Origin of the sequence: Variovorax sp. 3319 (assembly GCF_031456585.1) — a bacterium.
GTDB lineage: Bacteria > Pseudomonadota > Gammaproteobacteria > Burkholderiales > Burkholderiaceae_C > Variovorax > Variovorax paradoxus_P.
Map to the genome: position 1 here is coordinate 227,969 of NZ_JAVDUZ010000002.1, position 11,776 is coordinate 239,744.

Below are 11,776 nucleotides of genomic sequence, written 5' to 3' on the forward strand. Positions count from 1 at the left end.
TTCACATACGCGAAAATTTCTTCATGGTTGTGAAGACTGCGTTTCGCGTGATCGAGATCGTCGAGCTTTTCGCCCGCGAGAAGCAGCCGCTGGCGCTGTCCGAAATAGCGCGCCTGCTCGATGTGCCGGTTTCCAGTTGCCTGGGCCTCATCCGGACGCTCGAAGAGCAGGGCTACGTTTATGAAACCGGGCGACGCCAGGGCTACTACCCGACCGGCCGGCTGCTGGCCATGGCGCAGATCATCGCGGCGCATGACCCGGTGCTCGACCGCGTGCGGCCCGCGCTCGAAGAACTGCGCGATGGGGCGCGCGAAACCGTGCTGTTCGGCAAGTTTCGCGACCCCAACACGGTTGTCTACCTCGAGGTGTTGAGCGCACCGCAGAGCATTCGCTATTCCGCCGAGTCGGGCGAGACCCGTCCGGCCTACGCCAACTCGATGGGCCGCGCGCTGCTTTCCACGCTGGCACCCGAAGCGCGCCGCAAGCTGCTCGAAGCCACCCGGCCGGTGCCGCTGACCGACGCCACGCTGACCACCGCCGAGGCCATCGAGCAGGAGCTAGAGCGTTCACCCGCGCGCGGCTGGTACGGCAACCTGGGCGAAAGCATTCCCGACCTGGTCGGCCTGGCGTGGCCGCTGCGCATCGGCGGCGAGGCCTATGCCATCTCGGTGGCGGGCCCGCGCTACCGGCTGGAGCCCCGCATCGACGACGTGGCCGCCATGCTGCGCTCGGCCTGCCTGGCCATCGAACACAAAGGCTGAAAAAACAATGACCTCACCGCGCTACTTCATTCGCGAAAGCGAAATTGCCGGCTACCACCCGGCCAACCACACCGGCACGCTCAACAAGCGGCTCATCGGACCCGAGACGGTGGGCGCGAAGCAACTCGAAGTGCTGGTCGGCCACATTCAGAAGGGCAAGGGCGCGCTGCCCCATGCCCACCCCGGCATCGAACAGGTCTGCTACATGCTCGAAGGCCGGGCCGTGGCAGAAGTGGGCGGCCAGCGGCAAGAGCTGCATCCGGGCGACAGCTGTTTTTTTCCGGCCGACGCAATGCACACCTTCACGGTGGTGAGCGACGAGCCGGTGCGCGTGCTGGTCATCTACAGCCCGCCGTACGAGGAACTGCCGGAGCGCGTGATCCGGCCCTGAGCGACAACAACCCCCGGAGACAGACAACATGCAGACGACGAAGAACGCGGCAGAAACAGCCGCGGTGGCAAGCCGCCGCCGTTTCATTTCCATCGGAGCCGCAGCAGGCCTTGCCGGCGCGGCGCCGTGGGCCTTTGCGCAAGACGGCTATCCAAAGCAGCCGATCAAGCTCATCGTGCCCTTTGCCGCCGGCAGCGGCACGGATGCGGTGGCGCGCATCACCGCGCAGATGCTGGGCGAGGCACTGAAGACCTCGGTCATCGTGGACAACCGCGCCGGTGCCAACGGCGTGATTGCCGCCGAGTTCGTGGCCAAGGCGCCGCCCGACGGCTACACGCTATTCATGACGACCAACACCACGCATTCGGCCAACCCGAGCCTGATGAAGTCGCTGCCGTACGATCCGGTGAAAGACTTTGCGCCCGTAAGCCGCATGGGCAATCTGCCGTTCATGCTGGTGGTGAACAACGACCTGCCGGTCAAGAGCGTGGCCGAGTTGCTCGCCTGGGGTCGGGCCAACCCGGGCAAGCTCACCTATGCAAGCGGCAACAGCACCGGCATAGTGAGCGGCGCCACGCTCTCGCGCATGAGCGGCGTGCCTATGCTGCATGTGCCCTACAAGAGCACGCCGCCGGCCATCGCCGACCTGATCGGCGGGCAGGTGTCGATGATGGTGGTCGACCTTGCCGCCGGGCTTGCGACGGTAAAGGCCGGCAAGATGCGCGCGATTGCGGTCACCACGCAAGAGCGCACCAAGCTCTTTCCAGAACTGCCTCCGCTGGCCGACACGCCCGAACTCAAGGGCTTCGACATCACCTCCTGGAACGGCGTGTTCGCCCCTGCGGGCACACCGCGCGACATCGTGCTGAAGCTGAACAAGGCGCTGTCCGAAATGGCGAACGGCGCTGTGTTTCGCGAGCGGGTGATGAAGCTGGGGTTCGATGCTTTCGGCAGCACGCCTGAAGAGCTGGGTGCGTTCACTGTGGCGGAACTGGCCAAGTGGAAGAAGCTGATCCAGGCCGCGGGCATTCAACCGGAATGAGTGTGCTGTTGCTGTATTTCTCCCTCCCCTTCCGGGGGAGGGCAGGGGTGAGGGCAAGCGGCGTATCCATCGGGCGCTCTGGCTGCCCCCATCCCAACCTTCCCCCGGAAGGAGCAAAGACATGAAGACCATTGGACCTCTCGACGGCATCCGCATCCTCGACCTCACGGCGGTGGTGATGGGCCCCTACGCCACTCAGACGCTCGGCGACCTGGGCGCCGACATCATCAAGGTCGAGCCGCCTTCGGGCGACAACCTGCGCGCGGTCGGGCCGATGCGCAACGCGGGCATGGGCGCCATGGCGTTGCACCTCAACCGCAACAAGCGCTCGATCGTGCTCGACCTCAAGCAGCCCGAAGGCCGCGAGGCGTGCCTGCGGCTCGCGGCCGGCTGCGATGCGCTCATCTACAACACGCGGCCGCAGGCGATGGCGCGGCTCGGGCTGGGCTACGAAGCGGTGGCCGCGGTCAACCCGAAAATCGTTTATCTGGGCGCGTTCGGCTACGGCGAGGAAGGCCCTTATGCCGGCAAGCCTGCCTACGACGACCTGATCCAGGGCGCGGCCGGCGTCGCCTCTCTCTTTGCGCAGCAAAGCGGCGGCGCACCGCGCTACGCCCCGGTCACGCTCGCTGACCGCGCGGTGGGTTTGCAAGCGGCCATCGCCCTGCTGGCTGCCGTGTTGCATGCGCAGCGCACCGGCAAAGGGCAGGCGGTGGAAGTGCCGATGTTCGAGGCGCTTTCGCAGTTCGTCATGGGCGACCACTTGGGCGGCCATAGCTTCGAACCGCCGCTCGGCCCCACCGGCTATGCGCGCCTGCTCGCGCCGCACCGAAAGCCTTACGCCACCGCCGACGGCTACCTGAGCGTGCTGATCTACAACGACAAGCATTGGCAGGCTTTCTTCGACGTGATCGGCCGGCCCGAGTTGCGCCACTCGCCGATGTTCGGCACGCACACGGCGCGCGCGGCAAATATCGGTGCGGTCTACGCATTCGTGGCCGAGGTGATGGCCACGCGCGGAAGCGACGAATGGATGGCGGTGCTCGAAGCAGCCGACATTCCGGTCGCGCGCCTGCACAGCACCGAAAGCCTGCTGGGCGACCCTCACCTGCGCGCAGTCGGTTTCTTTCCGGAGCTCGACCATCCGAGCGAGGGCCGCATCCGCACGTTGGCGCCGGTCGGCCGCTACAGCGCTACGCCCGCGGCCATTCGCCGGCCCGCGCCGCGCATCGGCGAACAGAGCGTCGAGCTGCTGCGCGAAGCGGGTTATGCAAGCGAAGAGATCGACCGGATGCTCGCGCGCGGCGTGACGCTGCAGCCGAAACCCCCGAAGGACAGCGAATGAACTTTTCCCTGAACGAAGACCAGCGCTCGATGGTGGCGGCCATCGAGCGCCTCTGCGAAGACTTTCCCGCCGACTATTGGCGCGACCACGACGACCGCGCCGTGTTCCCGCACGAGTTTCACCGTGCAGTGGCCCAAAGCGGCTGGCTAGGCATTGCAATGCCCGAGGCGCAGGGCGGCGCGGGGCTCGGCATTACCGAGGCCGCGCTGATGATGCGTGCCATCAGCGCATCGGGCGCGGGCATGTCGGGTGCGTCGGCGGTGCACATGAACATCTTCGGGCTCAACCCGGTGGTGGTGTTCGGCAGCGAGCAGCAACGCCAGCGCTTCTTGCCGCCACTGATTGCCGGCACCGAGAAGGCCTGCTTTGCCGTGACCGAGCCGGACGCGGGGCTGGACACCACGAGCCTCAAGACGCAGGCCGTGCGCCAGCCCAACGGCAGCTATCTGCTGCATGGCCGCAAGATATGGATATCGACCGCGCAGGTGGCCGATCGCATGCTGATTCTCACGCGCACCACGCCCATCGACCAGGTGAAGAAGCCCACGCAGGGCCTCACGCTGTTCTATACGCCGCTGGATCGCGAGAAGGTGGAAGTGCGCGAAATCCACAAGCTTGGCCGCGCGGCGGTCGATTCGAACATGCTCTTCATCGACGGGCTCCAGGTGCCCGAGGAAGACCGCATCGGCGAGGAAGGCCGCGGTTTCGAATACATCCTGCATGGGCTCAACCCCGAGCGCATTTTGATTGCGGCCGAGGCCATCGGCATAGGCCGCGCAGCACTGCGCATTGCGTCGCAGTACGCGCAGGAGCGCGTGGTGTTCGGCCGGCCCATCGGCCAGAACCAGGGCGTGGCGCATCCGCTCGCGCGCGCCTGGGCCAACCTGGAAGCGGCCGACCTGATGGTGTTCAAGGCCGCCACGCTGTACGACGCGGGCGAACCCTGCGGCGTCGAGGCCAACGCCGCCAAGTACCTTGCGGCCGAAGCGGCGCACGACGCCTGCCAGAACGCGGTGCTCACGCTCGGCGGCATGGGCTACGCGAAGGAATACCACGTGGAGCGGCTGCTGCGCGAGAGCTACATTCCGCGCATTGCGCCGGTGAGCCCGCAGATGATCCTGAACTTCATCGCGGAAAAAGCGCTCGGGTTGCCCAAGTCGTATTGAGCGATGCTGGCTCGCTGGCGCGATTTGCAACGCCGGTGGCGGGCATTGCAACCCCGCGCAGCAGCCCCGGCCGAGCGCGCCGGACGCAGGTGGCCGACAATCGACGGACGGTCCATTTTTCTTATTCCTGCGAACTCCAGAGACACGCCATGAAACTCCCCGCCAAGGTCAAGATCGTCGATGTCGGTCCACGCGACGGACTGCAGAACGAGAAGCAACCCGTTCCGGCCGAGGTCAAGATCGGGCTGGTGCATCGTCTTCAGGATGCGGGCGTGGACGAGATCGAGGTCACCAGCTTCGTCAGCCCCAAGTGGGTGCCGCAGATGGCCGACAACGCCGAGGTGATGCACGGCATCAAGCGCAAGCCCGGCGTTCGCTACTCGGTGCTCACGCCCAACATGAAGGGCTTCGAGGCCGCCATTGCCGCGCCGCGTGAAGAGTGGCCCGACGAGATCGTGGTGTTCGGCGCCGCGAGCGAGGCCTTCAGCCAGAAGAACATCAACTGCTCCATTGCCGAGAGCATCGAGCGCTTTGCGCCCGTGGTGGCCGCTGCACGCGAGAAGGGCATCGATGTGCGCGGGGCGATGTCGTGCACGGTGGGCTGCCCCTACGAAGGCGAGGTTGCCCCCGAGCGCGTTGGCATGCTGGCCAGGTTGATGAAGGACATCGGCGTGCAGCGCGTGGACGTGGCAGACACCATCGGCGTGGGTACGCCGCGCAAGGTGCGGGCCGCCATAGAAGCCACGCTGGCGCACTTCGGCGTGGACCACATCTCGGGCCACTTTCACGACACCTATGGCCAGGCGCTGGTCAACACGCTGGCTTCGCTGGAGCTGGGGGTCTGGAACTTCCAGTCTTCGTCCGCCGGGCTGGGCGGCTGCCCTTACGCCAAGGGCGCCACGGGCAATGTGGCGACCGAGGACGTGGTCTACATGCTGCACGGCATGGGCATCGAGACCGGCATCGACCTGGACAAGCTGATCGATGCGGGCGTGTACATCAGCGAGGCGCTGGGCCGCGAGCCGAACTCGCGCGCATCGAAGGCCATTCGCACGAAAAGGGCGGGATGATGAGCCGGCCGACGAACACAGACGAAAAGCATGGAGGCATGTAATGTGCGGCGCTGAACTTCATTCGCTGCCCGAAGGCGTGCAGCGCGTTTCGCGCGTGCTGCAGGACGCGGGCCATCCGCATTCACCGCGCATGCTCGACGACGCCTGCCGCACCGCGCAGCAAGCGGCCGATGCGCTCGGCATCTCGGTGGGGCAAATTGCCAAGAGCATCATCTTCCGCCGCAAGAGCGACGACGCCGCGGTGCTGGTCATTACCTCGGGCGACAAGCGCGTCGACGAGAAGAAGGTCGACGCGCTCATCGGCAAGACCGGCCGCGCCGACGCCGAGTTTGTGAAGGCGCGCACCGGCTTCACCATCGGCGGCGTGTCGCCGGTAGGCCATGCAACAAAGCCGGTGGTGCTGATCGATCGCGAACTCTTCCGCTTCGATGACATCTGGGCTGCGGCGGGCCACCCGCATGCGGTGTTCCAGCTCAAGCCGCAAGATCTCGAAACCCTCACCGGCGCGCCGGTGGCGGACGTGGTTTGAATTTCGCTGAAGCCGAGACGCTGGCCGCACGGGCTGTCGCGGTGCAGGCGCTGCGCGAAGGCGTGCCCTCACCGTGCACCTCCGTCTGCCGCATGGACCGCCAGAGCGGCTTCTGCGAGGGGTGCCTGCGCACCATCCCCGAGATTGCGGCCTGGAGCAAGATGGACGACGCCGCCCGCCGCAGCGTATGGCACGCGATAGAGTTGCGGGCGCGCGCCGGCATCTGGCGGCTTGCCGAGGCACCTGGAGACAACCACGCATGAAGCACATCGACTTTTATCTCGACTTCATCTCGCCCTATGCGTACCTTGCCTTCGAGCACCTGCCCCAGGCGCTCGAAGGCCTGAGCTACAGCGTGGCCTACAAGCCGTTGCTGCTCGGGGCGCTGCTCAAGCACCATGGCCAGCTCGGCCCCGCCGAAATTCCGGCCAAGCGCAGCTGGACGTACAGGCACGTGCTGTGGCTAGGCCACGCCAACGGCATTCCCATCGAAATGCCGGCGTCGCACCCGTACAACCCGCTACCGCACCTGCGGCTTGCCGTTTCCACGTCGGACGACGGCAACGTCAGCCGCCTGGTGGCCGAAACCATCTTTCGCAACGTGTGGCGCGGCGGTGAAGAGGCGGGCGACGCAACGCGCCTGGCCGCGCTCGCGGCGCAACTGCAGCCCGGGCGCGACATGAACAGCGACGAGAGCAAGGCATTGCTCAAGCGCAACACCGACGAAGCGGTGCAGGCGGGCGTGTTCGGCACGCCGGCCTTTGCGGTCGACGGCCGGCTGTTCTGGGGCTTCGACGGGCTTGCGATGCTGCGTGCCTACCTGGCTGGCGATTCGTGGTTCAACGGGCCGCAATGGGCCGGCGCAGACCAGCGTCCATCGATGCTGCGCAGCAGCAAAAACTGATCAGGACTTTCCCGATTTCTTACAACCTGAAACGAGCGCTGCGGGTTTCACCTTAATCCGTAAGCGTCGGTTCAGTTTCGCGAAAGGCTCGGGTCAGTCGCGCCTCCAAGAATGCCCCACGGTTCCGAATGCCGGGACTGACGAACGCATACACAGGAGACGACGCAAATGGCAGCAACACTGGATTCGAGGGGGGTGCCGCATCCGGCCCCCCGGCCCATGTCGGCAGAGGAAAAGAAGGTCATCTTCGCTTCCTCGCTTGGCACGGTGTTCGAGTGGTACGACTTCTACCTTTACGGCTCGCTGGCCGCGATCATCGCGAAGCAGTTCTTCAGCGGCCTCGATGCGGGCGCGGCCTTCATCTTTGCGCTGCTGGCATTTGCAGCGGGCTTCCTGGTGCGGCCGTTCGGCGCCATCGTGTTCGGCCGCCTCGGCGACATGATCGGACGCAAGTACACCTTCCTGGTCACCATCCTGATCATGGGCCTGTCGACCTTCATCGTCGGCTTGCTGCCCAGCTACGCGACCATCGGCGTGGCCGCGCCGGTGATCCTGATTGCGCTGCGCATGCTGCAGGGGCTTGCGCTCGGCGGTGAGTACGGCGGTGCCGCCACCTACGTGGCCGAGCACTCGCCGCACGGCAAGCGCGGCGCCTACACCTCGTGGATCCAGACCACCGCAACGCTCGGCCTGTTCCTGAGCCTGCTGGTCATCCTGGGTGTGCGCGAATGGCTCGGCGAAGCGGTGTTCAACGACTGGGGCTGGCGCATTCCGTTCCTGGTGTCGATCCTGCTGCTGGGCATCTCGGTGTGGATCCGCCTGTCGCTGTCGGAGTCGCCCGCCTTCCAGAAGATGAAGGCCGAGGGCAAGACCTCGAAGGCCCCGCTGTCGGAATCGTTCGGCGAGTGGAAGAACCTCAAGATCGTGATCCTGGCGCTGGTCGGCCTTACGGCCGGCCAGGCGGTGGTCTGGTATTCGGGCCAGTTCTATGCGCTGTTCTTCCTGACCGCGCAGCTCAAGGTCGATGCGACCACTGCCAACCTGATGATCGCCGCCGCGCTGCTGCTCGGCACGCCGTTCTTCGTGATCTTCGGCACGCTGTCGGACAAGATCGGCCGCAAGCCGATCATCATGGCCGGCTGCCTGCTGGCCGTGGTCACGTACTTCCCGGTCTTCAAGATGCTGACCGAAGCCGCCAACCCCGACCTGGCCAAGGCGCAAGCCACCGCCGGCGTCACCGTCACGGCCGACCCTGCCACCTGCTCGTTCCAGGGCAACCCTGTGGCCCGCGAAATCGACTTCCGCAGCTCGTGCGACATCGCCAAGCGCTACCTTGTGCAGAACTCGGTGAGCTATGAGAACGTGGCCGGCGCACCCGGTTCGAAGGCTGTCGTGAAGATCGGCAACAAGACGGTCGAAGCACCGGTCGGCAATGTCGTCAACCTCAAGTTCGACGAAAACTCCGCCAAGGAAATCGCCGCCTTCAAGAAGGGCGTGGCCGAAGACCTGAAGGTTGCAGGCTATCCGGCCAAGGCCGACCCCACGAAGATCAACAAGCTGCTGACCATCGGGCTGCTGTTCTGGCTGGTGCTGCTGGTAACCATGGTCTATGGCCCCATTGCCGCAATGCTGGTCGAACTGTTCCCCACCCGCATCCGCTACACCTCGATGAGCCTGCCGTACCACATTGGCAACGGCTGGTTCGGCGGCCTGCTGCCGACCACCGCCTTTGCCATCGTGGCGTCGACCGGCAACATGTACAACGGCCTGTGGTACCCGATCATCATCGCCGGCGTCACGCTGGTGGTGGGCACGCTCTTCATTCGCGAGACGAAGGACGTGGACATCTACGCGAACGACTGAACGCAGGGTTCAGGAGGAGGGCGGCGCGAGCCGGCCCTCCGTTCAACAAAGGGGCTTCATGCCGTCGGCATGAGGCCTTTTTCTTGAACCCATTGAACCCATCAGGAGATACGACCCATGTGGAAACTCGTTGTCGGCTTTGTCATTTTTGCCGCCATTGCCCTGTACGTGATCTCGAAGGCCGGCGACAAGGTCGATATGTCCGGCGAGAAGCACGGCGGCGACGCGATGCACGAGCCGGCGCCGGCCGCACCTGCTGCACCTGCTGCCCCCGCCAAGTAAGCAGCTACCGCTTGAAACGGCCTTCGCTGACGATCGACAGGTCGACATAGTCGATGCCGGTGTGGTCCTGCGGCGAGTAGTTCACGTCGAGCCTGCCGCCCACGTCGTACTGAAAGCGGTTGAGCGTCGCAACCAATCGGGCGCGGGTCGGCTTGGGGCCGGTGCGGCGCAGGGCCTCCACGAGCACCTTGGTGGCAACAAAGCCTTCGAGCAGCGCTGGCGACAGCTCGGTTTGCCCCCTGGCCTGTGCAAGTGCCATCGCCTCTTTGATCAGCGGATGGCCGAACGCACGCTCGTAGGGCAGCACCTGCGTGACGATCACGCCGGTGCTGGCCGAACCGAGCTCCTTGATGAAGCCTGACGCCGCGTTGTTCGACAGCGTGATGATCTGCGCCGCCGAGCCCGCGGCGCGCAGCGCCTTCACGCCGTCGGTTACCGCGTTGCCGGAGCCGATCCACAGCACCGCCTGCGCGTTGGCCTTGACCAGCTGCGGCACGATCGCTGCAAAGTCGGGCTTGCTTCTGTCGGCAAGCGCGAGCACGGCCGGCGCCAGCCCGGCCCGTTCGAAGCCCTTGTTCGCGCCTTCCATCGCGTCCCTGCCAAAGGAATCGTCGGCCTGCACGACGGCAATGCGCCGGATGCCGGTGGTGAACAGGTGCTGCACCGCTCTTTCCGCCTCGCGCTGGTAGGTCGAGCGCACGTTGAATACGTTTTTCTGCAGCGGCTGGTGCAGCACCATGGCGCCCGTCGAAGGGCCGACCAGCGCCACGCCGTATTTGTCGAGCAGGGGAATGACGGCAATGGTGTTGGGCGTGCCCCGGTTGAGCAGCAGTGCCAGCACCTTCTTGTCCTCGATGAGGATGCGGGTGTTCTCGACCGAACGCTTCGGGTCCAGGCCGTCGTCCAGCCGGATCACCTCGATCTGCTCGCCGTGAATGCCGCCCTGGGCGTTGACATGGTCGATGACCAGCTGCGAGCCCATGATCGTTTCCTTCACGCCCACCGCTGCCGGCCCCGACAGGTCGGCCGACTGGCCGATGACGATCTGCGCGGATGCGCCGGAGGCCGCCATGGCCAACAACAGCGCGGCGGCGCGGAACCTGTACATCTTCATCGAACGAGCCTTTACGCGAAGCGGATGCTTCCGTCGGAAGATGCGCAAATGTGTTCCAGCGAGTGGTGTTCACTCGCTCGTGGAAACCCTGTCAAACCATAGTTACCAATGGCATGGGCAGGGAGCCCACGCAACAACGCGGCCCGCGCGGGCGCGGTTTACCGCTTGAAGCGGCCGTCGCTGATGATCGCCAGGTCGGCGAAGTCGATGCCCGAATGGTCCTGCGGCGAATAGCTCACCTCCAGGCCGCCGAGGTCATAGGCGCGCAGGGTTTCGAGTGCTGCAAGCACCTTGGCGCGCGTGGGCTTCGGCCCGGCGCGGCGCAGCGCTTCCACCAGCACCTTGGCCGAGGCGAAGCCCTCCAGCGCCGCTGGCGAAAGCTCGCCCTGGCCCTTGGCCTGCGCAAGCGCCATCGCCTCCTTGACCATCGGGTAGCTGATGGAGCGCTCGTTCGGAAACACCTGCGTCACGATCACGCCTTTGCTCGCGTCGCCCAGCTGTTTGATGAAGCCCGACGAGGCGTTGTTGGACAGGGTGACCACCTGCGCGAACGACCCCGCGGCGCGCAGCGCCTTGATGCCGTCGACCACCGCCACGCCCGAGCCGATCCACAGCACCGCTTGTGCGTTGGCGTCCTTGATGGCGGGCACGATGGACTTGTAGTCGGGCTTCTCGCGGTCGGCCGGCACGGTGACGATGGGCTTGGCCTGGGCCTTGGCAAAGCCGGTCATCGCGCCTTCGAGCGCGTCTTGCCCGAAGGAGTCGGTTACGTAGACCACCGCAATGCGCGCAATGCCGGTGGTGAGCAGGTGCTGAACCGCCTTCTCGGCTTCGCGCTGGTAGGTGGCGCGCACGTTGAACACGTGCTTGAGAACCGGCTTGTGCAGCGCCATGGCGCCGGTGGAGGGGGCAATCAGCGGCACGCCGTGCTTGTCGAGCCAGGGCACGATGGCTTGCGAGTGCGGTGTGCCACGGCTCAAGAACAGCGCCAGCACCTTCTTGTCTTCGATCAGCACGCGGGCGTTTTCGCTGGCGCGCTTCACGTCGAACGCATCGTCCATGCGCAGTATCTCGATCTTCTCGCCGTGAATGCCGCCTTGCGCGTTGGCGGCGTCGATCACCAGCTGGGCGCCGCCCAGGGCTTCATTGACGCTCGCGGCCACCGAGCCGGTCACGCCCGTGGTCTGGCCGATCAGGATCTGGGCCGAGGCGGCCGTGGCCGCCATCGTCAGGAGGGCGGCGCAAAGTGCGTGCAGCGTCTTCATGGGTAATCTTCCTAAAACGACCAGGTCAGGTAAACGTAAAC

13 protein-coding genes are annotated in these 11,776 nt (G+C 65.6%); 11 read left to right on the top strand and 2 right to left on the bottom strand.

The genetic code is table 11. From position 1 onward, the window contains the following. The first annotated feature begins 23 nt into the window (after positions 1 to 23). The 11 genes from J2X67_RS05385 to J2X67_RS05435 all read left to right on the top strand — a co-directional run bounded on the left by J2X67_RS05385 (position 24) and on the right by J2X67_RS05435 (position 9,356). Positions 24 to 761, top strand: a complete 738-nt coding sequence (locus J2X67_RS05385) for an IclR family transcriptional regulator (protein ID WP_309951204.1) — start codon at positions 24 to 26, stop codon at positions 759 to 761. Between the two features lie 7 nt (positions 762 to 768). After that, positions 769 to 1,152 (top strand): cupin domain-containing protein, encoded by a 384-nt coding sequence (locus tag J2X67_RS05390; RefSeq protein WP_309951206.1) that lies wholly within the window; start codon positions 769 to 771, stop codon positions 1,150 to 1,152. 28 nt (positions 1,153 to 1,180) lie between these two features. Continuing rightward, positions 1,181 to 2,194 carry a tripartite tricarboxylate transporter substrate binding protein gene (locus J2X67_RS05395; RefSeq protein ID WP_309951208.1) on the top strand — a complete coding sequence of 338 codons (1,014 nt, stop codon included), beginning with the start codon at positions 1,181 to 1,183 and terminating at the stop codon, positions 2,192 to 2,194. Positions 2,195 to 2,315: 121 nt separating this feature from the next. Then, positions 2,316 to 3,539 carry a CoA transferase gene (locus tag J2X67_RS05400; RefSeq protein WP_309951210.1) on the top strand — a complete coding sequence of 408 codons (1,224 nt, stop codon included), beginning with the start codon at positions 2,316 to 2,318 and terminating at the stop codon, positions 3,537 to 3,539. Continuing rightward, positions 3,536 to 4,705 carry an acyl-CoA dehydrogenase family protein gene (locus J2X67_RS05405; protein ID WP_309951212.1) on the top strand — a complete coding sequence of 390 codons (1,170 nt, stop codon included), beginning with the start codon at positions 3,536 to 3,538 and terminating at the stop codon, positions 4,703 to 4,705. Before J2X67_RS05400 ends, J2X67_RS05405 begins: the two co-directional genes overlap by 4 nt. Positions 4,706 to 4,854: 149 nt before the next feature. Beyond that, positions 4,855 to 5,775 (top strand): hydroxymethylglutaryl-CoA lyase, encoded by a 921-nt coding sequence (locus J2X67_RS05410; protein WP_309951214.1) that lies wholly within the window; start codon positions 4,855 to 4,857, stop codon positions 5,773 to 5,775. Positions 5,776 to 5,818: 43 nt separating this feature from the next. Then, positions 5,819 to 6,307 carry a YbaK/EbsC family protein gene (locus J2X67_RS05415; RefSeq protein WP_309951217.1) on the top strand — a complete coding sequence of 163 codons (489 nt, stop codon included), beginning with the start codon at positions 5,819 to 5,821 and terminating at the stop codon, positions 6,305 to 6,307. Further along, on the top strand, positions 6,304 to 6,570 hold the full coding sequence (locus J2X67_RS05420; protein WP_409050463.1) for a DUF1289 domain-containing protein: 267 nt from the start codon (positions 6,304 to 6,306) through the stop codon (positions 6,568 to 6,570). Before J2X67_RS05415 ends, J2X67_RS05420 begins: the two co-directional genes overlap by 4 nt. Continuing rightward, the gene (locus J2X67_RS05425; protein WP_309951219.1) at positions 6,567 to 7,211 is read left to right on the top strand and encodes a 2-hydroxychromene-2-carboxylate isomerase; all 645 of its coding nucleotides are present in this window, start codon (positions 6,567 to 6,569) and stop codon (positions 7,209 to 7,211) included. The genes J2X67_RS05420 and J2X67_RS05425 overlap by 4 nt, the downstream gene beginning before the upstream one ends. A gap of 168 nt (positions 7,212 to 7,379) precedes the next feature. Further along, positions 7,380 to 9,074: an MFS transporter gene (locus J2X67_RS05430; RefSeq protein ID WP_309951220.1), complete on the top strand. Its 1,695-nt coding sequence runs from the start codon at positions 7,380 to 7,382 to the stop codon at positions 9,072 to 9,074. A 117-nt stretch (positions 9,075 to 9,191) separates the two neighbouring features. Beyond that, positions 9,192 to 9,356: a hypothetical protein gene (locus J2X67_RS05435; RefSeq protein ID WP_309951221.1), complete on the top strand. Its 165-nt coding sequence runs from the start codon at positions 9,192 to 9,194 to the stop codon at positions 9,354 to 9,356. Positions 9,357 to 9,360: 4 nt separating this feature from the next. Here J2X67_RS05435 and J2X67_RS05440 read toward each other — a convergent pair whose 3' ends face one another. Both J2X67_RS05440 and J2X67_RS05445 read right to left on the bottom strand, forming a co-directional pair. Next, complete coding sequence (locus tag J2X67_RS05440) at positions 9,361 to 10,470, bottom strand: ABC transporter substrate-binding protein (RefSeq protein ID WP_309951223.1); 1,110 nt, start codon at positions 10,468 to 10,470, stop codon at positions 9,361 to 9,363. A 158-nt stretch (positions 10,471 to 10,628) separates the two neighbouring features. Beyond that, positions 10,629 to 11,735, bottom strand: a complete 1,107-nt coding sequence (locus J2X67_RS05445) for an ABC transporter substrate-binding protein (RefSeq protein ID WP_309951225.1) — start codon at positions 11,733 to 11,735, stop codon at positions 10,629 to 10,631. Between the last annotated feature and the right edge of the window lie 41 nt (positions 11,736 to 11,776).

What these genes read in the sequence shown, in the direction of transcription:
- J2X67_RS05385 (WP_309951204.1), top strand. Translation starts at nt 24, where the DNA reads ATGGTTGTGAAGACTGCGTTTCGCGTGATCGAGATCGTCGAGCTTTTC.
- J2X67_RS05390 (WP_309951206.1), top strand. Translation starts at nt 769, where the DNA reads ATGACCTCACCGCGCTACTTCATTCGCGAAAGCGAAATTGCCGGCTAC.
- J2X67_RS05395 (WP_309951208.1), top strand. Translation starts at nt 1,181, where the DNA reads ATGCAGACGACGAAGAACGCGGCAGAAACAGCCGCGGTGGCAAGCCGC.
- J2X67_RS05400 (WP_309951210.1), top strand. Translation starts at nt 2,316, where the DNA reads ATGAAGACCATTGGACCTCTCGACGGCATCCGCATCCTCGACCTCACG.
- J2X67_RS05405 (WP_309951212.1), top strand. Translation starts at nt 3,536, where the DNA reads ATGAACTTTTCCCTGAACGAAGACCAGCGCTCGATGGTGGCGGCCATC.
- J2X67_RS05410 (WP_309951214.1), top strand. Translation starts at nt 4,855, where the DNA reads ATGAAACTCCCCGCCAAGGTCAAGATCGTCGATGTCGGTCCACGCGAC.
- J2X67_RS05415 (WP_309951217.1), top strand. Translation starts at nt 5,819, where the DNA reads ATGTGCGGCGCTGAACTTCATTCGCTGCCCGAAGGCGTGCAGCGCGTT.
- J2X67_RS05425 (WP_309951219.1), top strand. Translation starts at nt 6,567, where the DNA reads ATGAAGCACATCGACTTTTATCTCGACTTCATCTCGCCCTATGCGTAC.
- J2X67_RS05430 (WP_309951220.1), top strand. Translation starts at nt 7,380, where the DNA reads ATGGCAGCAACACTGGATTCGAGGGGGGTGCCGCATCCGGCCCCCCGG.
- J2X67_RS05435 (WP_309951221.1), top strand. Translation starts at nt 9,192, where the DNA reads ATGTGGAAACTCGTTGTCGGCTTTGTCATTTTTGCCGCCATTGCCCTG.
- J2X67_RS05440 (WP_309951223.1), bottom strand. Translation starts at nt 10,470, where the DNA reads ATGAAGATGTACAGGTTCCGCGCCGCCGCGCTGTTGTTGGCCATGGCG.
- J2X67_RS05445 (WP_309951225.1), bottom strand. Translation starts at nt 11,735, where the DNA reads ATGAAGACGCTGCACGCACTTTGCGCCGCCCTCCTGACGATGGCGGCC.